Origin of the sequence: Streptococcus cuniculi (assembly GCF_004570575.1) — a bacterium.
GTDB classification, from domain to species: domain Bacteria; phylum Bacillota; class Bacilli; order Lactobacillales; family Streptococcaceae; genus Streptococcus; species Streptococcus cuniculi_A.
Map to the genome: position 1 here is coordinate 33,309 of NZ_SPPD01000013.1, position 22,424 is coordinate 55,732.

Consider the following 22,424-nt stretch of genomic DNA (forward strand, 5'->3'; position numbering starts at 1 on the left):
GCGAAGCGAGCATTTAAAAGATATTTCCCGATATAGTGGCATCCTAGACCATAATGTTGTTCGTGTCTAGGACGGGATTTTTGAGACCGTTGGCTCAAAGATGAGGGATGAAACTCCGTAGGAGGTTGAAATAGTTCGGGGAACTATTTCAATCGGGAAATATCAAAAGATACTAAATTTAAGCTAAATGAGTATATAACTAGCAGGCAGGAAATTCTGAGTGTGTCGGTAGATGTTGGCTTGATGGAGTGTGTATACTCAAAATAGGGAGGAAAGAGGCATGGTATCATTGGAGAAAAATGTGGTTCCGATGATTGAAGCGGTTTACAGTGATTTTACGCATATTGAGCGGAAGATTGCGGATTATTTTCTCGCAGAAGCTGTGGCAGAAGATGATTTGTCTGCCAAAACGGTGTCTGAAAAGCTCTATGTCTCCCTGCCTTCTCTGACACGCTTTGCCCAGAAATGCGGTTTTACAGGCTATCGGCAGTTTGTCTATGCCTTTCAAGAAGTCAGTTCAACTACGGATTCGCCCCATGTTAATCGAGATTTGACCAAGCATGTCTTATCGGATTATGGTGAGCTGTTGAATAAAACCTACTCCTTGATTGATGAAGAGCAGTTTGTGCGGGTAGGACATCTCTTGAACAATGCCAAGCGGGTCTACATCTATGGTCAAGGAAGTTCGGGTCTTGTAGCGCGGGAAATTGAGTTTCGCTTTATGCGACTAGGAATGGCCTGCAAGGCGGTTACCGACGATCACATGATTCGGATGAACCGTGTGACCTTAAATGAGGAATGTCTGGTGATTGGTATTTCTGTCTCGAGTGAGTCCATGAGCATTATCAATGCGGTGCGTGATGCGCGTGAAGCTGGTGCTAGTACGGTTCTCTTGACTTCGAAAAATCGGCAAGAATTACGCGATAATTGCGATGAATTGGTGCTGGTTGCCATCAAGAAAAATCTGGCGCAAGGCACGATGATTTCCCCGCAGTTTCCGGTGCTCGTAGTCATTGATATTTTCTATGCCTACTATATTGATTTGGATCGGGATGCGCGGCATAAATTATTCACCAACACGCTCTCGGCCTTACAAGTGACAGAAAATGTAGACGAAAATGAGATGTAGAGACTTTCTGCTCTCATTTTTTGTGTTATAATAAGAAAGCGATTACAAATGCATGATCAAATGAATGAACTTTCAGACAAGGAACGGAGACGCAGACAGTATTTGAGTACGGCAAGTCGAAAATGACGATGTAGCAAAGTTTATTCAAAAGACTATAGTTGTTTAGTGTTGATTTAGTATTGGGCAACGAGTCGCAGGTATAACTGGGACTACTGAGGATTATGCATAATCCTTATTTCCAACTTCCAACAGTCTCTTAGACTGTTGAAGTAAGACGAGTTAACGGATGTAATAGATTAAAACGAAAAGACTATAAGAGGGACAAGATGATTCAAGCGATAATATTTGATATGGATGGAGTGATAGTGGATACCGAGTATATTGACTTTCAACTTCAAAAAGAATTTGTAGAAAGGATTTCTCCTGTAGCGGGAGCAGTCGATGAAGCCGCATTTCCAACATTAATTGGGCGTTCCTATTCTCCTTTGCTACAGGGAATCAAGGACTTGTCAGGCAGCGAGTTGTCCTTGACCGACATCAGTGACCAGTTAGAGGACTATGCCAAAGAACGCTACCAGCAGTTGGATTATCCCTCCTTGTTTCGGGCAGATATAGTGGCGATTTTGGACTATGCCAAAGAAAAAGGTATCAAATTAGCAGTTGCTTCGTCTTCACGCAAGGATCATATTGAGGAAGTGTTAGAAGCCTGTGGTATTTTGTCGTATTTTGACACCTTGGTCAGCGGGGAAGCCTTTACCGAGAGTAAACCCAATCCAGCTATTTATTTGGCGACCTTGGCAAAGCTCGGTGTGTCCGCCCAAGATGCGGTGGCAATTGAAGACTCTGCCTTTGGGATTGCAGCAGCAAAAGCGGCAGGTCTAGCAGTCATTGCCTATGAGGAAAGTCGGATGCCGGTGGATCAATCGCAAGCAGACTACCATGAAAAAGACATGCAGAGCATATTGGTGCGCCTTAAAGGTCTCCATCAAGTAGACGAAATAAAGCGGGTATGATATACTAGGGCTACTTTATCAACGACAGATGGGAGGCATGGTGTATGCAAATCGTAAACTGGATAGTTCGGTATCAGAAGCAGCTGATGGTAGGGCTCTTCTTGTGTTTGGCCTTGATTTCTGTATATATTCTAGCGGATTCTCAGTTTATTCTCAAGATGAATGTCCAGTCAATCTTGTCCTTAGATGAGAAAAAAGAAACGGTTCTGACCTTGACAGCTCTGACGGGGACGACTTCCACAGCCATTACCTTGATTCCTGGGGACGTTGGAACTCCTCTAGCGGAAAACATAGCTGACTTGGCAGACTATCTTCTCATCGTATACGCTGGTATTTGGCTGCAAAAATATTTGGTATCCATCACCAGTATTGTGGCCTTTAAATGGCTGGTTCCAGCGGCCTGTATCCTGTTTGCAGGGAATGTTTATTTGAAAAAGAATAGGCTTAAGCAGCTGGCAGTGCGTCTGTCTCTTTTTGCGGCAGTCATTTTGTTCATCATTCCTACGAGTGTCTTTGTGTCAAATAAGATAGAATCCACTTACCAGACTTCGATTAACCAGACCATTGAAGCCGCCAAGGAAGTGTCGGAAACGGCATCGGAGCAAAGCGAGAGCTCTCTCTGGGAAAAGGTGACTGGAGCGGCTCAGGGTTTGTTGGAGAAATTTGAGACAGCCTTTGGCAATATGGTGGATGCGGTAGCTGTGCTGATTGTGACGACTTGTATTATTCCGATATTGGTCTTTGCTTTCTTTATCTGGCTCTGCAATATCATCTTTGGAACGCGCCTTGCACCTGCTGTACCCAAGAAACGGGTGTTAGGAAGTGTGATTCGCAAACGATCGTCCATGTGACGCGTCCCTTTTGAAGAATTGTATGAAAAACCGGATTTTCATCTGGTTTTTTCTTAGATTCTTTCAATTTTCTGACAAATTATGATAAAATGGAAAAAAAGAGTTTGAGGATAAAGCATGACATTAGTATATCAATCAACACGCGATGCGAACAATCGAGTAACGGCTAGCCAAGCGATTTTGCAGGGATTGGCAACAGACGGTGGCCTTTTCACACCCTTGACCTATCCTAAAGTAGAGTTGGATTTTGACCGTTTGAAAGATCTGTCTTATCAGGAAGTGGCCAAGCTGATTTTGGGCGCATTCTTGGACGATTTCACGGCAGAAGAGCTGGATTATTGTATCACCAATGCTTACGATAGCAAGTTTGACGATGCGCGTATTGCGCCCTTGGTCAAGTTAGACGGCCAGTACAATTTGGAATTGTTCCACGGCTCCACCATTGCCTTTAAGGACATGGCCCTGTCTATCTTGCCTTACTTGATGACAACTGCTAGCAAAAAACACGATTTGGAAAACAAAATCGTCATCTTGACTGCGACGTCAGGAGATACTGGAAAGGCGGCTATGGCTGGTTTTGCCGATGTACCTGGAACAGAAATCATCGTCTTTTATCCAAAAGACGGCGTCAGCAAGGTGCAGGAATTGCAGATGACCACTCAAACTGGCGACAATACGCATGTGGTGGCGATTGATGGGAACTTTGATGATGCGCAGACCAATGTCAAGGAGATGTTTAATGACGAGGCCTTGCGTGCCAAGTTAGCAGCCAAGCAATGGCAGTTTTCATCTGCTAACTCCATGAATATCGGGCGCCTCGTGCCACAGATTGTCTATTATGTCTATGCTTACGCACAGTTGGTCAAAGCAGGTGAGATTGTAGCAGGAGAGGCGGTCAACTTCACCGTGCCAACAGGGAATTTTGGCAATATCTTAGCAGCCTTTTATGCAAAACAGATTGGCTTACCAGTTGGAAAACTAATCTGTGCGTCCAATGAAAACAATGTCTTGACAGACTTCTTCAAGACCAAGGTGTATGACAAGAAACGTGCTTTCAAGGTAACAACGAGCCCATCCATGGACATTCTAGTTTCGTCCAACTTGGAGCGCTTGATTTTCCACCTTTTGGGAAATGATGCTGAAAAAACAGCTGAATTGATGGCCGCCTTGGCGACAGATGGTCAGTATGAGGTGCAGCCGGTAGAAGCAGAGATGTTTGACTGGTTTGTGGCCGAATGTGCGACCGAAGAAGAGACGGCTCTAGAAATCAAACGAGTCTATGACAGCTCACGCTATGTTGAAGACCCGCATACAGCGGTCGCTTCCAGCGTTTACCAAAAATATGTGGCTGAAACAAAAGATGCGACCAAGACCGTGATTGCCTCAACTGCTAGTCCTTATAAATTCCCAGTCGTTGCGGTTGAAGCGGTGACAGGTGAGACAGGCTTGAGTGATTTTGCGGCGCTTGCGCAATTGCAGGACTTGTCAGGTATGGCACTTCCACCAGCTGTGGACGGGTTAGAAACAGCTACCGTCCGCCACAAGACAGTCGTTGCGGCGCGTGACATGCAGGCAGAAGTGGAACGCTACCTAGGCCTTTAGGAGATAAAAATCCGTCACATTTGTTAACGAAGAATAAAAAGGAGGGAGCTTTTTCAAGCTCCTTTATGATATGGTAGATAATCGAAAAATAATGCAAATTGCGCTGCCAGCCATGGCAGAAAATATTTTACAAATGCTCATGGGCATGGTGGATGGTTACTTTGTGGCTAGTCTCGGCTTGGTGGCCATTTCAGGTGTATCGGTTGCGGGCAACATCATCGCCATTTATCAAGCGATTTTTATTGCCCTAGGTGCCGCTATTTCAAGTGTGTTAGCACGTAGTATGGGGGCAGGTGATGCGGATTCGCAGTCCTATCATGCAACAGAAGCTCTGAAAATCACCTTCTTTTTAAGCCTTGTGCTGGGCCTGATTTCTCTCATCTTTGGGCGGGATATGCTGCGCCTATTAGGGACAGAGACAGCAGTAGCAGAGGCGGGCGGTCTCTTTTTAGCCATTGTAGGTGGGACCGTTGTCCTCTTGGGTCTCATGACCAGTCTCGGTGCCTTGGTGCGCACGACAGGCAATCCTCGACAGCCCATGTATGTCAGTCTCTGGACCAATCTGCTCAATGCCATTTTCTCCAGCCTCTTCATCTTTGGCCTGCATTGGGGCATTGTTGGTGTGGCTCTAGGGACCGTCTTGGCACGTTTGGCTGGAGTTCTTGTCCTGTGGAAGTCGCTCTCCATTTCCTTTGCTCGACCAAGCTGGGGATTGGATAGGGACTTGCTTAGTCTGTCCCTGCCTGCTGCGGGGGAACGCCTCATGATGCGGGCAGGTGATGTGGTCATCATTGCGCTGGTGGTGCGCTTTGGGACAGAGGCGGTGGCTGGAAATGCCATTGGCGAAGTCCTGACCCAGTTTATCTACATGCCAGCCTTTGGGATTGCCACAGCTACCGTTCTCTTGGTGGCACGTAGCTTGGGGCAGGGAAATCAAGAGGCGATTGATCAAACTGCACGAAAGACTTACTGGCTTGCCATCGGCTTGATGTTACCTGTTGCGCTGTTGATGTTTGCTTTTGGAAGACCCTTAACGTATCTGTATACGCAGGATAGCAGTGCAGTCGCAGCTAGTCTTCTTGTTGTCCTCTTTTCACTCTTGGGGGTGCCTTTTACAGCTGGGACAGTCATCTACACCGCCGTGTGGCAGGGCTTGGGCAATGGCAAACTCCCTTTTTATGCGACAACGATGGGCATGTGGGTGATTCGGATTGGTCTGGGCTATCTTCTTGGGGTGACCTTGCAGCTCGGACTTCCTGGTATCTGGGCAGGTACGCTCTTGGATAATGCCTTTCGCTGGCTTTTCTTAGGAATTCTCTATAAACGTCATAAGAAACAGATCATAGCAAAAACCTAGGCTGACCTAGGTTTTTATTGCGACCTGCATTTTGATAAACATGTCCCGTTCTTGCTCGGACAGGTTTGGCTGTTCGTGGATTACTTCACAGATATAGGGACCGACTGGCTTTAGTCCTTTTTCTTGTAGTAGTTTAAAAAAGAGTGGGAGGCGCTCGACCTCTTCTTCAAAGGAGGTGCAGTAGCTGACGGCATATGGACCAGCCTCTAATGTGACTTCCTTGACAGAAGGGGATTGGAGATAGGGATTATGGAGGAGGGCAAACTGGGTGGAAATCCAGCGTTGCTGCCTAAAATCCTCTGCCTGCATGAGCGAGCCGACCTTGCCAAAATGTTCATAGAAAGGATTGTAGGAGAAGATTTCCTGCTTTAAATAACGGAGATGAAGCTCATACTCTTCCTTGGTCATCTGGTAGATATTTTGCGGCAAGTCAAAGGTCCAAATGGTCCGTTCAGGCATTTCCGCTATTTCCAAGACCTTGCTGGTCTTACGCTCTGTATAGAGCAAGGCTCCCGAACGAAAGGCGTCAATTTCTGCAATGCGATGCTCCAAGGCCTCTTTTTCTCGTAGCAACTCCTGATAGCGTTCTTCAATCAATTGGTGGAGATGCGGGCTACTCTTATCGGACAAAATGTCCTTGATGTCTTCTAGGGAAAAATCAAGCTGGCGCAGGTACTGAATGGCGTCTACGATGGACGATTGATTGAGGTGGTAGTAGCGGTAATTGGTTTCAGGGTTAATCTGATAGGGATGAAGCAAGCCGATTTGGTCATAAAAACGCAGGGTGCGGATGGAAATGTTGTTGATGTTGGAAAATTCTCCGATGCGTAAAATTTTTTTCATTTTTTGCAAACTCTCTATTGACTCTCTAGTTACTAGAGACATTATACTATAATTGTGAAAAAAATAACCATAAAAGGAGAATTCACATGAGAACTTCTAAAGTACGTGCAGTCCAATACGGCTGCGGCAAGATGTCAAAAGTGTTGTTCCGCTATCTGGTGGACCATGGGGTAGAAATCGTCGGTGCGATTGATAACAATCCAGCAGTCGTCGGACAAGATGTCGGTGATTTTGCAGAATTAGGCTATAAGACAGGGGTCATCATTTCAAACGATGCAGAAGCAGTCTTTTCAAGCTGCGATGCCGATATTGCCATTGTCACTATTTTCTCTTACATGCCTGAAATGTATAATTTCTATGAAACAGCGATTAAACATGGGGTCAATGTCATTTCAACCTGTGAAGAAGCCATCTATCCTTGGACAACCTCTCCGTCAGAAACCAATCGCTTGGATGCCTTAGCTAAGGATCATGGAGTAACCATCATGGGGTCTGGCATGCAGGATATTTACTGGATCAATATGCCGTGTCTCATGATGGCAGGGGTCAACAAGATTACTAAAATCAAGGGCGCTGTTAGCTACAATGTGGAAGATTACGGTCTTGCGCTAGCAGAAGCACATGGTGCGGGCTATGATGTGGAGTGTTTTGAAAAGGAAATAGCCTCTGCTGAGAGTTTCCCATCTTACATGTGGAATGCTGCTGAAGGCATTTGCTCAAAAATGAACTGGACCATCAAAGATATTTCCCAAAAGAGCGTGCCTTATATCCTAGACGAGGACATCTATTCTGAAACGCTTGGTCGAACTATTCCAGCAGGAGAAGTGACCGGGATGTCTGCAGTAACGACCATCCACACCCATCAAGGCATCGAACTAGAAGTAGAATGTATCGGAAAAGTCTACCGTGCAGAAGATGGAGATATGTGTGATTTTGAAGTTATCGGAGAGCCTGATTTGCTCTTCTCTGTTCATAAGCCTGATACGGTAGCGCATACATGTGCAACCATTGTCAACCGGATTCCAACAGTTCTTGATGCACCAGCTGGATTTGTGACCTGCGAAAAAGCACGCGAAGTGGAATACTTGACCTACCCAATGCATACCTATGTTGGCAAATAAATCGTTCATTATGAGTGATTAGCTTCCACAATTGAGAATTGTGGAAGGTTGGAAATAAGGCTAGCGAACAATTCTTCGCTAGCCTCTTCTAATAGAATATTGATTTATCAACGTTTTACAAACCAGACAAGCTTCGCTCTCTAGTTTCTAGGCTCAGGTATCAATAGTCACTCCCCTGACTGTCTTCGCTTTCTAGTTTCCGAGCTTAGGTATTAACAGTCCACCGGACTGTTAATATATACGTCAAACTGTTAAATCTATAAAACGTAAGGAAATAAGGGACTTTTGTCCCAAACTCTTCTTCTTTTTGCCCCTATCCGCAAACGTTTGGTTTTTGCCGTGATTTGCTTAGGATTTCTTCATTAAACTATACAGACAGGTAGGCTTTGTGCTACAATGGTAGGGATAAATTACAATGAAGTGTGAGGAACGACGGATGAAAGCAATTATTACGGTTGTTGGCAAGGACAAGACTGGGATTGTGGCAGGGGTATCTGCCAAGATTGCAGAGCTAGGGCTCAATATCGATGATATTTCCCAGACGGTCTTAGATGAATTTTTCACCATGATGGCGGTTGTATCAAGTGATAAGAAACAAGATTTTACAGCCTTGCGCAGTGAATTTGATGCCTTTGGTGAGACCTTGAATGTCAAGATTAACATTCAAAGTGCGGCGATTTTTGAAGCCATGTATAACATCTAAGAGGTGGCCTATGGATATTAGACAAGTTACAGAAACCATCGCCATGATTGAGGAGCAGAATTTCGACATCAGGACCATTACCATGGGCATTTCGCTCCTTGACTGTATTGATACCGACATTGAGCGGGCGGCTGAGAAGATTTACCAAAAAATTACGACCAAGGCGCGTGATTTGGTAGCGGTTGGAGATGAGATTGCGGCCGAGCTGGGGATTCCCATTGTCAACAAGCGGGTCAGCGTGACACCGATTGCCCTGATTGGAGCAGCGACTGATGCACCAGACTATGTACCTCTAGCAAAGGCGCTTGACCGTGCGGCCAAAGAAATCGGTGTTGATTTCATCGGCGGTTTTTCTGCCTTGGTGCAAAAGGGCTATCAAAAAGGGGACGAGATTTTAATCAACTCTATTCCTCGAGCTCTGGTAGAGACCGACAAGGTCTGCTCTTCGGTCAATATCGGTTCCACCAAGACGGGGATTAACATGACAGCCGTGCGCGACATGGGGCGGATTATCAAGGAAACAGCCAGTCTTTCTGAAATGGGCGCAGCAAAACTCGTCGTCTTTGCCAATGCGGTCGAGGATAATCCTTTCATGGCTGGGGCCTTTCACGGCGTTGGTGAAGCAGATGTGGTTATCAACGTTGGTGTTTCAGGACCTGGTGTCGTTAAGCGTGCCCTTGAAAAAGTGCGTGGTGAAAGCTTTGATGTAGTGGCTGAAACGGTTAAAAAGACAGCTTTCAAGATTACCCGTATTGGTCAATTGGTCGGTCAAATGGCGAGCGAGCGCCTCGGTGTGAAATTCGGGATTGTCGATTTGAGTCTTGCGCCAACGCCGGCGGTCGGTGACTCGGTAGCGCGAGTGTTAGAGGAAATGGGGCTTGAAACCGTTGGAACGCACGGGACAACGGCTGCCCTTGCTCTGTTAAATGACCAGGTCAAAAAAGGTGGTGTCATGGCCTGCAACCAAGTCGGCGGTCTGTCAGGTGCTTTCATTCCCGTGTCAGAAGATGAGGGTATGATTGCGGCTGTTCAGTCTGGTTCGCTGAACTTGGAAAAATTAGAGGCGATGACAGCGATTTGCTCGGTTGGCTTAGACATGATTGCCATTCCAGAAACGACACCAGCAGAAACAATTGCGGCTATGATTGCGGACGAGGCGGCGATTGGGGTCATCAATCAGAAAACCACAGCTGTACGGATTATTCCAAAAGGCAAAGAAGGAGACATGATTGAATTTGGCGGCTTGTTGGGAACAGCTCCCGTCATGAAGGTCAACCAAGCATCATCTGCTGACTTTATCGCACGGGGTGGACAAATCCCAGCACCAATTCACAGTTTTAAGAATTAGAAGATAGGAAACGATTGTCTTAGACAGTCGTTTTTTGATATAATAGAATGAGGAAATATGAGGAGGAATAAAATGACAGAAACAAGATTATACATTGCTCGTCATGGAAAAACCATGTTTAATACCATTGGTCGTATTCAAGGTTGGTGCGATACGCCTTTAACAAAAATTGGTGAAAAAGGTATTCGCGAGCTAGGGCTTGGTTTGAAAGAAGCGGGTTTGGAATTTAAAGTAGCTGTATCAAGCGATTTAGGACGGACTGTGCAGACCATTACCATCGCCCAAAGAGAATTAGGTATTTTAGGGAAAATCCCTTACTATCAAGACAAACGCCTCCGGGAATGGTGTTTTGGTAGCTTTGAAGGCATGTACGATGCAGAACTATTTAGCGGTGTCTTGCCACGTATCAGTGGTATTGTCGATGCGGGGACTATGACCTTTGAAGAGATAGCAAATGGTGTCCACGAAGCTGATTCAGCCAACTGGTCCGAGCCTTGGGAGGTGTTGAAAGACCGCATTTTGAATGGTTTTGAAAGTATTGCAGCAGACCTTGAAAAGCAAGGTGGAGGCAATGCCTTGATTGTTAGCCACGGTATGACTATTGCGACCTTGGTCAATTTATTGGCGCCAGAACGTCCAACCAACTTGGCGCTCGATAATGGTTCTGTCACCGTTTTGAAATATGAAAATGGTCAATTTAGCATTGAAGCTGTAGGGGATATGTCTTATCGCAAGGCTGGAGCGAGTGTGATTCAAGCGCATGATGAATAAGCAGAAAATGACCAAGCTGAGCCTAATCGTCTGCTTACCTGCTTTTGTGGCAACCAATTTCTTTCTTTGGAAATGGGATGCGGCGAGCTTTTTGAGTCCGCCTGCTTCTACAACAGAGGGTTCTAGTTTGTCAGAAAAAGATGGCTTGCCATCGGTTTCGGTAGATGATTGGGAGTTGGTCTTGGTCAATCGTGATCATTTGTTCGAATCAGAGCCAAAATCCTTAGCGACAGTGGGGAATATTCGGGTTGATAGTAGGATTGCGAGAGCCACGCAAGACTTTTTAGCAGCCGCTCAAGTAATTGTTCTCGATGAGGTCTTACTATCAGGCTACAGAAGTCGCGCTGAGCAAGAACAGCTCTATAACGAGAGGGTTGCAGAGTTAGAAGCAAGTGGATTTGATCAAGTAGAAGCAGAAGCTACGGTTCGTTCTCAAGTGCAAATACCAGGTGCCAGTGAACACCAGACTGGTCTTGCTGTTGACATGAGTGAGGAAGCAGGGCAACTAGATGAAGTGGCAGGAAAAATCAGAGAATTGGCGCCAAAATACGGATTTGTCCTTCGGTATCCAGAAGGGAAAAGCCATATCACAGGACTTGATTTTGAAAGCTGGCACTTCCGCTATGTCGGGGTTGAAAATGCCCAGTACATGGAAAAACACGACTTGGTCTTGGAAGAATACCTTGCTTTATTAAAAGATAGGAAATAAGACGTCAAGATTGACCAGATTGAAGAAAAAGTCTAATTTAGACTCATTTTCTTTAATCTTTTTTTCTTTTGCTAAAAAATATAAAAACTCTTAGAAATACCGCTATATCAGTATGTTTAAGAGTTGCTTCAAGATGATCTTCACACGTTGAATGTGCTATTTTTCGGTCGCTTAGAGGGTTTGCCTATGTTCTGAAACGTCATGATTGGCGTTTTATTTTTTTATTGTTCCCCTTGACAAATACATCGCGGTGCGATATACTGTCTATATCGAGATTCGATGTATCGCACTACAAGGAGAAGTTATATGGAGGAAAAAATAAGGCGGGTCTATCTTCCGATGACTGAGACCGCATTTTACATCTTATTTGCCTTACAGGAAGAGCGACACGGTTATGACATCACTCAAAGGACCAAAGAGTTGACGGGTGGTCAAGTCGTGATTAGCCCTGGTACCATGTACGGTACCCTTTCTAAAATGGAGAAGGACGGCTTGATTGTCTTTGTTGGCGAGGAAGAAAAGCGTAAGTTTTATCTGATAACAGATTTAGGACGAGAGATTTTAGAAATAGAATGCGCGCGGATTTCACGTCTTTATCGAAATAGCCGAGGTGAGAAATATGAAGCGACAGAAGTTTAATAAGTTTTCCCCTAGCCAAATGGAAGTTTATTTTTATCGTATGCACCTATCGGGGCAGGCTGTAAAGCAAGTATCGTCGTGGAGTGGTCGGGTGGAATTTGTAGCCTGTAAGCCAGAGGAGATGGTCTATCGGCTTGATTTCTACCAACCGAGCAAGAAAGAGGTTGGTTTTTTCCCAGAATACGACGACCACTATCTGAGTTTCTTTCAAGATACGGGTTGGGAAATGGTGTGTGCGGTATCGCCCTATGTTGTTTGGCGCAAGCCGGTGGAGGCAGTCAGCCTTCCAGATGAGGCGCTCCTCTACAATGATCGTGAAAGTCTCTATCAATACCAGAAAAAATTGGTTACTTATCGCATCCTGTCTACAGCCATCTTTCCTTTACTTGCTCTTACTTGGCGTATCACTGAATGGAAATGGCAACACATTGCTTGGAATGGAATGATACTGCTCGTTTGGCTTGGTTTTGTAGGCTATCAAGGCTGGACATTGTCCCAGTTGAAAAAGGAGTTAATAAGATGAAAACAGAAGTAAAACTCTTCTTCATTACCGACTTTGAAAAGGAAGAGGAGTACTTGACCGACATGCACCGAAAGGGCTGGAAATTAAAAGAAATCCGGTTTGCCTGCCTGTTCATCTTTGAACCGTGCCCTAAAGCAGAGGTCAGCTATCGCCTAGACTTCAAGCCACGATTAGGGGCAGACAAGAACAGCTATTATCAACTGTATCAAGATTATGGTTGGGAGTATGTCAGTGTTTGCAATCATTTTGTTTGCTTCCGTAAGGCTATGGCAGGTGGGGAAGAAGTGGATATTTATAGTGACAGGCAGACGAAGTTAGCCATGATTGGCAGTATTTTCAAGTGGCGCTTTCTCTTTTTAGTGCTGATGAATCTCATTGTCCTGCGGAATGCCATTCAGGCGGATTCGTTTCTGTCCCTGTGGAGTGTACTAGAAATTCTCTATATCATTCTGTTGGTTTATTGTGGTGTTGGTTTTTATAAATTGAGAAAGCGTTATACAGAAAGAGGTTAAAATGAAAAAGGAAACAAATCAGAGAGTTGCTATCGGAGTGGTACCTATTTTAGTTATCAATTTTTTGCTAAATATGCATCGGTTACAGTTTGAGCAGTTGACACCCTTGAAAGTCTTGATTGATATGCTTGTTCTGATTCACCCTGTCTTGATAGGAATCATCCTATATCGCTGGAGGAAAGTAAGCAAAATGGATAAGGAGAGAAAAGCATGAAGAAAACATTTTGGAACATGTTGAAGGTGGTAGGGAGCCTGGTGTTGGTCTTTATCATCAATCGCCCGCTGACCTACCTTATCAGTCATCAAAAAAGCCTAACTGCGTGGACGGCTTGGGGCGCCAGTCTACTCTATCTACTTGCCGTTTTGGGACTCATTCTTTGGCTTTGGCGTGTTTATCGCACGGAGACAGTAGCGAATTCCTTACGTTTGAAAGATGTTGGTATTGCTCTACTGTTTGGCTTGCTTGCTAGACTTGTTGCCATTATTGGTACTTTATTGATTCTGCTAACAAGTGGGCAGGAAACGAGTGCAAATGACACTGTTTTGTTTGGCATTGCAGCGGAGTTGAAAGATGGATTTTTTCCCATTGCCGTCCTGTTCTTACTCTATACTGCTTTGATTGCACCGGTTGTCGAGGAGTTGATTTTTAGAGGTCTCTTCATCGAGTTGCTTTTCAAAAATGGACCTAAATGGCTAGCTTGGTTGCTGTCGTCTGCAGTATTTGCAGGTCTTCATCTTCATTCCGTTGCCCCAATGGAGTTCCTGCTATACTTTGCTCTAGCCAGTGTCTTGTATCTCTCCTATGCTCGTCGTGGGGAAATCAAGGACTCAATATTGGTTCATATCTTAAACAACGCTCTACCAAGTCTAGTCTTTGCTTTCCAGATTTTTTTCTAATCTAGGACCTTAGACTGATTTTTAGCACTCTTGTCAAAAGAGTGCTAAATTTTTGCTTTTTTGCCTTGACAATCTGGTGAAACGGTGTATAATGGAATCATGAGTTAGCACTCAAAGGTTTAGAGTGCTAATAGAGGAATCCTGATTGGAGGTGAGGTTTTGGTAACAGAGCGCCAACATGAAATTCTAAATTTAATCGTTGAAATCTTTACAAAAACACACGAACCAGTAGGATCCAAGGCTCTTCAAGAGAGCATTGCTTCTAGCAGTGCAACCATTCGCAATGAAATGGCTGCTCTCGAAAAAAAGGGACTGCTTGAAAAGGCCCATACCTCAAGTGGGCGAATGCCGAGTGTCGAAGGCTTCAAATACTTTGTGGAGCATTCCTTGACATTTGACAGTTTGGCTGAAGAAGATGTTTATCAAGTTGTCAGGCGTTTTGATAGAGAATTTTTCCGACTGAATGATATTTTTCAGACAGCGGCAGATAGTCTGGCTGATTTAACAGCCTGCACGGTGGCGGTGCTTGATGTCGAGCCTAGTCAGCAAAAGTTAACAGCCTTTGACATCGTGATTCTTAGTCAGCATGCGGCCTTGGCTGTTATGACCTTAGATGAATCGAAAACGCTGACGAGACAGTTTGCTATTCCTAGAAATTTTCTCCGTGAAGATTTAATAGAAGTCAGAAGTCTGGTGCAAGAGCGCCTGCTTGGAAGAACAGTGCTAGACATTCACTATAAGTTACGGACTGAGATTCCGCAGATTATCCAGCGGCACTTTGTCACGACAGACAATGTCCTTGATTTATTTGAACACATTTTCTCAGATCTCTTTATAGAGGATGTCATAACTGCTGGAAAGATGCGCTTGCTCGATTTTGCAGATAGCAATGCGTATCAGTTCTTTGACTTTCCGCAAAAGGTCGCCCTTGAGATGCGGAACAATCTTGGAGAAGATGAGATGCAGAGTGTCAGGGTGGCTGACAGTCGAGAAAAATCACTCTCAAACCTGACCGTGATGACGACTAGGTTTCTCATTCCCTATCGTGGATTTGGGCTACTGTCTGTTATTGGCCCGATCAATGTGGACTATAAGCGCTTGATGAGCCTGATTAACCTCGTCAACCGCGTCCTCATGATGAAACTAACCGACTTTTACCGCTACCTAAGCAGTAACCATTATGAGGTTCACTAAGATACAAAGCCCGTTAAGAACTCAAAGCGAAAATAGAAAATTTGACGAAGAACGAAAAGTTCTAGGAAAATTTGTCTTTTTCGCACAGAGTTTAGGGCGTGTTCAATTTTTAAGATACGAGGGCGTTTGACACGAGCTGCACTCGTTTTATCTCCCACCTTCAACAGTTCTTTTGGACTGTTGAAGCAACTGAAAATTAGGAAACATGACGAGTGAAAAGCTCCAGTGGAGGTTTTCAACCTATTTCCTAACGGCAGTCCGGTCAGGCTAAAATTGTTGTTATAAAAAGAAAGTATTTCTAAATATTGTTATAAAGGAGGTTTCACGTGACCGAAGAAATCAAAAAAGAAGCACAAGTTGAGGAAGTGGAGGAGACAGAAGAAGCTGTCCAAGAAGAAACACCTCAAGAAAAATCCGAGTTGGAGCTTGCGAATGAGCGTGCAGAAGACTTTGAAAACAAGTATCTGCGTGCTGTGGCAGAGATGCAAAATATTCAGCGTCGCAGTAGTGAAGAACGTCAAACCTTACAAAGATACCGCAGTCAAGATTTGGGCAAGGCAATCTTGCCGTCTCTAGATAACCTAGAGCGTGCCCTAGCGGTGGATGGCTTGACAGATGAGGTGAAAAAAGGTCTTGAAATGGTTCAAGAAAGTCTGGTTCAGGCACTCAAAGATGAAGGCATTGAAGAAGTGGCAGCAGACGGGGCGTTCGACCCCAACTTCCACATGGCGATTCAAACCATGCCGGCAGATGATGACCACCCAGCCGACACCATTGCCCAAGTCTTCCAAAAAGGCTATAAGCTTCACGAGCGTGTCCTTCGTCCAGCTATGGTGGTCGTGTATAACTAATCATTAGTATAGTCTTTCGTTTATCTTTTATTACTTTGTCAACTGTTGTCTAGTACTAAAAGGAAACAAGCATAACAATCTAATACTCAACAAAAATCAAAAGTCGAAGATAGAACTGGGGTTCATCAAGGCTCTTGACAAAGTATAGTTTTGATTTGTAAAGAGTATAACTTGTCCGAAATGACAGAAAACTATGATTAAAAAGAAAAAATAAATTTAATTGTTGAAAGGATTTGAACGTTACTTTCAGTCGCTAGATGAAGAAAGCCTCGCTTTCTCTAATCTCCCGATTGAAACAGTCCACAGGACTATTTCAACGTTCTTGGTATCATTATTATGTCTAAAATTATTGGTATTGACTTAGGAACTACAAACTCTGCAGTGGCTGTTCTTGAAGGAACAGAAAGCAAAATCATTGCGAACCCAGAAGGAAATCGTACAACTCCGTCTGTTGTATCTTTCAAAAATGGTGAAATTATCGTTGGTGATGCAGCAAAACGCCAAGCAGTGACAAATCCTGACACCATTATCTCTATCAAATCAAAAATGGGAACAGCTGAAAAAGTTGCTGCAAATGGTAAAGAATACACTCCACAAGAAATTTCTGCTATGATCCTTCAATACTTGAAAGGATATGCAGAAGAGTACCTTGGTGAAAAAGTAACAAAAGCTGTTATTACCGTCCCTGCTTACTTCAATGATGCCCAACGTCAAGCGACAAAAGATGCAGGTAAAATTGCAGGTCTTGAAGTAGAACGAATTGTTAACGAGCCAACAGCAGCAGCCCTTGCTTATGGACTTGACAAGACAGACAAAGAAGAAAAAATCTTGGTATTTGACCTCGGTGGCGGAACCTTTGACGTTTCTATCCTTGAATTAGGAGATGGTGTCTTTGACGTTCTTGCAACTGCTGGTGACAACAAACTTGGTGGAGATGATTTTGACCAAAAAATTATTGACCACATGGTAACTGAATTTAAGAAAGAAAATGGCATTGACCTATCAGCGGATAAAATGGCGGTTCAACGCTTGAAAGATGCAGCTGAAAAAGCGAAGAAAGACCTTTCAGGTGTTACTTCAACTCAAATCAGCTTGCCGTTCATCACTGCTGGGGAAGCAGGACCTCTTCACTTGGAAATGACCCTTACTCGCGCGAAATTTGATGATTTGACACGCGACCTTGTAGAGCGCACAAAAGAGCCAGTTCGCCGTGCCTTGTCTGATGCAGGACTTTCTATCTCTGAAATTGATGAAGTAATCCTTGTAGGTGGTTCAACTCGTATCCCAGCTGTCGTAGAAGCTGTTAAAGCTGAAACTGGAAAAGAGCCAAACAAATCTGTAAACCCAGATGAAGTAGTAGCGATGGGTGCTGCTATCCAAGGCGGGGTTATCTCTGGTGACGTTAAAGATGTCGTGCTTCTTGATGTGACACCATTATCACTTGGTATTGAGACAATGGGTGGCGTATTTACCAAACTAATTGAACGCAATACAACGATTCCAACATCTAAATCACAAGTCTTCTCAACAGCAGCAGATAACCAGCCAGCAGTAGATATCCATGTTCTTCAAGGTGAACGTCCAATGGCTGCGGACAACAAAACACTCGGTCGTTTCCAATTGACAGACATTCCAGCGGCACCTCGTGGAATCCCTCAAATCGAAGTAACCTTTGACATTGACAAAAACGGTATCGTATCTGTTAAAGCCAAAGACCTTGGTACTCAAAAAGAGCAAACAATTGTGATCCAATCCAATTCAGGTTTGACAGATGAAGAAATTGATCGCATGATGAAAGATGCAGAAGCGAACGCTGAAGCAGATAAAAAACGCAAGGAAGAAGTAGACCTACGCAATGAGGTAGACCAAGCGATCTTTGCTACTGAAAAGACAATCAAGGAAACAGAAGGCAAAGGATTTGATGCAGAACGTGATGCAGCCCAAGCAGCACTTGACGAATTGAAAGCAGCTCAAGAAGCTAACAATTTGGACGACATGAAAGCCAAATTGGAAAACTTGAATGAAAAAGCGCAAGGTCTTGCAGTTAAGATGTATGAGCAAGCAGCCGCAGCTCAACAAGCAGCCCAAGGTGCAGAAGGATCCGGCAACTCAACCCAAGCAGGCGATGACGTAGTAGACGGAGAGTTTACGGAAAAGTAGGATACGGAGGACGTATAAAAAGCGACAGGAAAATAGGAGATATGACGCAGGAGCAGTGCTCCTAGGAATATCTATCTTTTTCCCGAGCTTTTAGTCCGAGTTCAACTTGGCAGTCCCCCTTTGCTTTTCGAGCGTCGTAGGTGATGGCGTAACAAAAACAATAGAAAAATAGGAAGTCATCACTGTGTGCGATGTACACAAGGTGGCTTATCCCTAAAGGGATTCTCATCTATAATTAGCTAAAGCTGAAACAGTTGCCTATCCACTAAAGGGATTCTCATCTGTAACCCGCTAAAGCGGGAACAGCTGCCTATCCACTAAAGGGATTCTCATCTGTAACCCGCTAAAGCGGGAACAGCTGCCTATCTTTTTTCTGAAGTCTTTAGTCGGAACTCAATTTTGGTTACATAGTATGAATAGACTTTTAGTCCAATCTCAGTTCAGTAGATGAGTGGGAGAAAGGAACATTATCTTTTGTTGCATAGATAAAACACACGTATCGAAAGATACAGATAGCAAGGAGCTAGGGAGGATTTCTTGGCTCCTGCTTTGCTAGTCAGAAATAGCAAGGTATGGCATATGGGCGATTGCAATGCCCCTTTTGGTCAGGCGTTTTGCCCAAGCAGGGAATTGTCTGGGTTCGGGATTGTCCTAAAAAGCGCTCTAGTCCTCGCGTATCTTGTGCGTTGTATAGAACGATGATTGTCGCTAGGACTCAAGCCGTTCGCCGTCCAATACCTATTTTGACTGTGTTTTAAGGAATTAAGTACGCCGACAACTCTTTGAAAAAAGATGAACAATTTCTCTCCGTTAGGTTACCTATTTTCATCTTGCTCAATCTACATTTTATAGAAAGGAATAAGTGTTCTTAACTGAACACGGGCTACGGACTGTGTCAAAAAGATAACTGCTTCCTAGACGCAAGCGTCTTTGTCAAGTTTCCCATTTTTTTTTCGAGTTATTGAACGACTTAACATCTTAACAGAAAGGAACAAGAGTGTTCAAGCAATTGAACCCGCCCTAACGTCTGTGTCAAAAATCCAAACGTTTCCTAGACGCAAGCGTCTTTGTTACATTTGCTATTTTGACATTGCCGCTTACGGGCTTGGTATCTTAAATGAACAATACAGAATTTTATGATCGTCTAGGGGTTTCTAAGGATGCCTCACAGGATGAAATCAAAAAGGCTTACCGAAAAATGTCCAAGAAATACCACCCAGACATCAATAAGGAGGCTGGGGCAGAGCAGAAGTATAAGGATATTCAAGAGGCCTATGAAACGCTTAGTGATGCTCAAAAGCGGGCTAGCTATGACCAATTTGGGGCTGCTGGTGCCCAAGGTGGTTTTGGCGGCGGTGGCTTTGACGGAGCAGGTTTCGGCGGCTTTGAAGATATTTTTTCCAGCTTCTTTGGCGGCGGTGGCGCAAGCCGTAATCCCAATGCGCCTCGTCAGGGAGACGACCTTCAATACCGCATTAACTTGAAGTTTGAAGAGGCGATTTTCGGAGCAGAGAAAGAAGTCAGCTACAATCGTGAAGCGACCTGTCGGACCTGTACGGGTTCTGGTGCCAAACCGGGTACTAGTCCTGTGACCTGTGGTCGCTGTCACGGTGCGGGAGTCATCAATGTTGATACCCAAACACCGCTCGGTATGATGCGCCGCCAAGTGACCTGTGATGTCTGTCATGGTCGCGGAAAAGAAATTAAGGACCCATGCCATACCTGCCACGGTACAGGTCATGAAAAGCAAGCTCATACGGTTACGGTAAAAGTGCCAGCTGGGGTTGAAACAGGTCAAAAAATCCGTCTTTCAGGTCAAGGAGAGGCTGGTTTTAACGGTGGCCCTTACGGAGATCTTTTTGTAGTGATTCAGGTGCAAGCTTCGGACAAGTTTGAACGGGACGGCATGACCATTCACTATAGGCTCAATCTCAATTTCGTTCAAGCAGCTTTGGGAGATACGGTACATGTGCCGACTGTCCATGGCGATGTGGACTTGGTGATTCCTGAAGGAACGCAAACAGGTAAGAAATTCCGCTTGAAAGGCAAAGGGGCTCCGAGCCTACGCGGCAGTATGGTCGGAGATCAATACGTGACGATTAACGTTGTGACTCCTACCAATCTCAATGACAAACAAAAAGCAGCCTTGAAAGATTTCGCAGCTGCTGGAAATATCGCTGTTCATCCACAGAAAAAAGGATTTTTCGATAAGGTCAAAGATGCCTTTGATGACCTATAAGAAAAAACCAAGTTCAGGCTCTTAGTCTGGCAATGCAATCACTTCAATTAGGTTGTAAACCCTTGGTTGAAGTGATTTTTTTGTCCTTTAGGACTGATGGTGGGAGCTAGTCAGGGATTGATTGTTGATGCTCTTTGAAAATCAAAAGGTTCCTTTGTTAACTTAGTATAAGTAACGAAGACGTAAAGAAATCTGTATGAAAATAGGAAACTGACGCAATGTGTAGTACACACAAGGAAGTTTATCTTTTTCACTAATACTCTTTGAAAATGAAATTTAAACGTCGTCAGCGTCGCCTTGCCGTATGCCAGTACAGCCTTCGGCTAGCTTCCTAGTTTGCTTTTTGATTTTCTTTGAGTATGAGTACTCGTTCCCAGGGCTTGCTGATTTTAGTGTTTCATGATAGGCTAAAGTTAATAAAGGTCGTAAAAGGAGAAGTGTCATGTACCAAGATGCGATAGCTATGGCAGAGGCTATTCGAAATGGAGTAGTGACGGCTGAGGAGTGTGTGAGAGCCAGTATCGAGAAGATTGAAGCTTTGAATCCACATTTGAATGCAGTTGTGAGTACCCAATATGAACAAGCGCTAGAGCGTGCGAGAAATCTGGAAGTAGGAGATAAGCCATTTGCAGGTGTTCCAATCCTGTTGAAAGACTTGGGACAGGAACAGGCAGGTGAGTTGTCGACAGCGGGTTCTCGCCTGTTTGCCAATTATCGAGCGCATAAGAGTGATCGGTATACGCAGCGCATGGAAGAACTAGGTTTTATCGTGCTTGGGCGAGCCAATACTCCAGAATTTGGCTTTAAGAATATCTCAGATAGTAGGGTACATGGTGCAGTCAATCTTCCTGTGGATGTGACCCGCAATGCAGGTGGGTCTAGCGGTGGTTCGGCCGCTGCCGTAGCTTCTGGTATGGTGGCGCTTGCGGGTGCGTCAGATGGCGGTGGATCCATTCGTATTCCGGCTAGTTTTAATGGACTTATTGGCTTAAAGACCAGTCGCGGTCGGATACCAGTTGGCCCGTCCTCCTATCGGGGCTGGCAGGGGGCATCTGTGCATTTTGCTCTTACCAAATCTGTCCGAGACACCAAGAGCCTCCTCTATCATTTGCAGAGCTATCAGGTCGAAGCGCCCTTTCCCTTGCAGCCCTTGTCTTGGGAGAGTTTGTTTGCGTCTCGAAGAAGACCACTCACCATTGCCTTTTCACTCCAGTCACCGATTGGGACACCTGTATCAGCAGAAGCGCAAGAGGCAGTTGTAAATCTTCTACCTGTCTTAGAGGAATTAGGCCATCAGGTAACGGAGCTGGCTGCATATCCCTTAGACGGTATTGAAGCCATGCGTTCGTATTACGTGATGAATAGTGTGGAGGCGGCGCAGATGTTTGCAGGAATTGAAGCAAATATGAATCGTCAGCTGAAGATAGACGATATGGAATTGATGACTTGGGCTATTTACCAGAGCGGTCAGACCATTCCTGCCTATCGCTATAGTCAGATTTTACAGGATTGGGATCAATACAGCGCGAAAATGGCAGCTTTTCATGAGAATTATGATCTTTTGCTCACTCCTACAGTAGCAGAAGTTGCCCCTAAGCACGGTCAATTTGCGCTGGATAAGCAGCTGTCGGAAAAGTTGCGCCACATGGCTGACTATGACATGGAGGAGCAACAGGAACTCATTTGGCAGATGTTTGAAAAGAGCCTTTCATGGACTCCTTTTACGCAACAGGCAAATCTTACGGGTCAACCCTCCATCAGTCTGCCGCTCTATCAAACGGCACAAGGTCTACCGATAGGTGTCCAGTTGACGGCTGCGAAGGGGAGAGAGGATATTCTTTTGTTTGTAGCAGAAGAACTTGAAAAGTTAGGAGAGCTGATATGTAAAGTGCTTTAAATTTTCAGTTAAAATAATTGATAAAAGCGTTTTCTTATGATACCCTAGCTTTATATGTTCTGTGA

21 protein-coding genes are annotated in these 22,424 nt (G+C 44.6%); 20 read left to right on the top strand and 1 reads right to left on the bottom strand.

Annotated elements, in window-relative coordinates:
* The first annotated feature begins 280 nt into the window (after positions 1-280).
* The 5 genes from E4T82_RS08635 (at position 281) to E4T82_RS08655 (ending at position 5,952) form a co-directional block, all read left to right on the top strand.
* The gene (locus E4T82_RS08635) at positions 281-1,129 is read left to right on the top strand and encodes a MurR/RpiR family transcriptional regulator (RefSeq protein ID WP_135182433.1); all 849 of its coding nucleotides are present in this window, start codon (positions 281-283) and stop codon (positions 1,127-1,129) included.
* 326 nt (positions 1,130-1,455) lie between these two features.
* On the top strand, positions 1,456-2,142 hold the full coding sequence (locus E4T82_RS08640; protein WP_135182434.1) for an HAD family hydrolase: 687 nt from the start codon (positions 1,456-1,458) through the stop codon (positions 2,140-2,142).
* Between the two features lie 44 nt (positions 2,143-2,186).
* Complete coding sequence (locus E4T82_RS08645) at positions 2,187-2,993, top strand: hypothetical protein (RefSeq protein WP_135182435.1); 807 nt, start codon at positions 2,187-2,189, stop codon at positions 2,991-2,993.
* Positions 2,994-3,110: 117 nt separating this feature from the next.
* Positions 3,111-4,595 carry a threonine synthase gene (gene thrC, locus E4T82_RS08650; RefSeq protein ID WP_135182436.1) on the top strand — a complete coding sequence of 495 codons (1,485 nt, stop codon included), beginning with the start codon at positions 3,111-3,113 and terminating at the stop codon, positions 4,593-4,595.
* 70 nt (positions 4,596-4,665) lie between these two features.
* Positions 4,666-5,952, top strand: a complete 1,287-nt coding sequence (locus E4T82_RS08655) for an MATE family efflux transporter (RefSeq protein WP_135182437.1) — start codon at positions 4,666-4,668, stop codon at positions 5,950-5,952.
* Positions 5,953-5,958: 6 nt separating this feature from the next.
* Here the strand turns inward: E4T82_RS08655 and E4T82_RS08660 are convergent, their stop codons facing one another.
* The gene (locus tag E4T82_RS08660) at positions 5,959-6,795 is read right to left on the bottom strand and encodes a MerR family transcriptional regulator (RefSeq protein WP_135182438.1); all 837 of its coding nucleotides are present in this window, start codon (positions 6,793-6,795) and stop codon (positions 5,959-5,961) included.
* A gap of 86 nt (positions 6,796-6,881) precedes the next feature.
* On the opposite strand from E4T82_RS08660, the gene E4T82_RS08665 reads away from it, so the two are divergent.
* From E4T82_RS08665 to E4T82_RS08735, 15 genes are all read left to right on the top strand, one after another.
* On the top strand, positions 6,882-7,916 hold the full coding sequence (locus E4T82_RS08665) for an NAD(P)H-dependent amine dehydrogenase family protein (RefSeq protein WP_135182439.1): 1,035 nt from the start codon (positions 6,882-6,884) through the stop codon (positions 7,914-7,916).
* A gap of 436 nt (positions 7,917-8,352) precedes the next feature.
* Entirely contained in the window at positions 8,353-8,619 is a 267-nt protein-coding gene (locus E4T82_RS08670) for an ACT domain-containing protein (RefSeq protein ID WP_135182440.1), read from the top strand.
* Positions 8,620-8,629: 10 nt separating this feature from the next.
* Entirely contained in the window at positions 8,630-9,967 is a 1,338-nt protein-coding gene (locus E4T82_RS08675) for a PFL family protein (RefSeq protein WP_135182441.1), read from the top strand.
* A 72-nt stretch (positions 9,968-10,039) separates the two neighbouring features.
* Positions 10,040-10,738, top strand: coding sequence for a histidine phosphatase family protein (locus tag E4T82_RS08680; protein ID WP_135182442.1), 699 nt, complete (start codon positions 10,040-10,042; stop codon positions 10,736-10,738).
* Complete coding sequence (locus E4T82_RS08685) at positions 10,728-11,447, top strand: M15 family metallopeptidase (protein ID WP_194185885.1); 720 nt, start codon at positions 10,728-10,730, stop codon at positions 11,445-11,447. The genes E4T82_RS08680 and E4T82_RS08685 overlap by 11 nt, the downstream gene beginning before the upstream one ends.
* Positions 11,448-11,753: 306 nt before the next feature.
* Complete coding sequence (locus E4T82_RS08690; RefSeq protein ID WP_135182443.1) at positions 11,754-12,086, top strand: PadR family transcriptional regulator; 333 nt, start codon at positions 11,754-11,756, stop codon at positions 12,084-12,086.
* On the top strand, positions 12,067-12,609 hold the full coding sequence (locus tag E4T82_RS08695; RefSeq protein WP_135182444.1) for a DUF2812 domain-containing protein: 543 nt from the start codon (positions 12,067-12,069) through the stop codon (positions 12,607-12,609). Before E4T82_RS08690 ends, E4T82_RS08695 begins: the two co-directional genes overlap by 20 nt.
* On the top strand, positions 12,606-13,121 hold the full coding sequence (locus tag E4T82_RS08700; RefSeq protein WP_167753604.1) for a DUF2812 domain-containing protein: 516 nt from the start codon (positions 12,606-12,608) through the stop codon (positions 13,119-13,121). The genes E4T82_RS08695 and E4T82_RS08700 overlap by 4 nt, the downstream gene beginning before the upstream one ends.
* A 1-nt stretch (position 13,122) precedes the next feature.
* Positions 13,123-13,335: a hypothetical protein gene (locus tag E4T82_RS08705; protein ID WP_135182446.1), complete on the top strand. Its 213-nt coding sequence runs from the start codon at positions 13,123-13,125 to the stop codon at positions 13,333-13,335.
* Positions 13,332-14,018, top strand: coding sequence for a CPBP family intramembrane glutamic endopeptidase (locus tag E4T82_RS08710; RefSeq protein WP_135182447.1), 687 nt, complete (start codon positions 13,332-13,334; stop codon positions 14,016-14,018). Before E4T82_RS08705 ends, E4T82_RS08710 begins: the two co-directional genes overlap by 4 nt.
* A gap of 159 nt (positions 14,019-14,177) precedes the next feature.
* Positions 14,178-15,212 carry a heat-inducible transcriptional repressor HrcA gene (gene hrcA / locus E4T82_RS08715; protein ID WP_135182448.1) on the top strand — a complete coding sequence of 345 codons (1,035 nt, stop codon included), beginning with the start codon at positions 14,178-14,180 and terminating at the stop codon, positions 15,210-15,212.
* A gap of 326 nt (positions 15,213-15,538) precedes the next feature.
* Entirely contained in the window at positions 15,539-16,063 is a 525-nt protein-coding gene (grpE, locus tag E4T82_RS08720) for a nucleotide exchange factor GrpE (protein WP_135182449.1), read from the top strand.
* Between the two features lie 336 nt (positions 16,064-16,399).
* Positions 16,400-18,223, top strand: a complete 1,824-nt coding sequence (gene dnaK, locus E4T82_RS08725) for a molecular chaperone DnaK (RefSeq protein WP_135182450.1) — start codon at positions 16,400-16,402, stop codon at positions 18,221-18,223.
* A 1,117-nt stretch (positions 18,224-19,340) separates the two neighbouring features.
* Positions 19,341-20,462 (top strand): molecular chaperone DnaJ, encoded by a 1,122-nt coding sequence (dnaJ, locus tag E4T82_RS08730; RefSeq protein WP_135182451.1) that lies wholly within the window; start codon positions 19,341-19,343, stop codon positions 20,460-20,462.
* 442 nt (positions 20,463-20,904) lie between these two features.
* Complete coding sequence (locus tag E4T82_RS08735) at positions 20,905-22,359, top strand: amidase (protein WP_135182452.1); 1,455 nt, start codon at positions 20,905-20,907, stop codon at positions 22,357-22,359.
* The last annotated feature ends 65 nt before the right edge of the window (positions 22,360-22,424 follow it).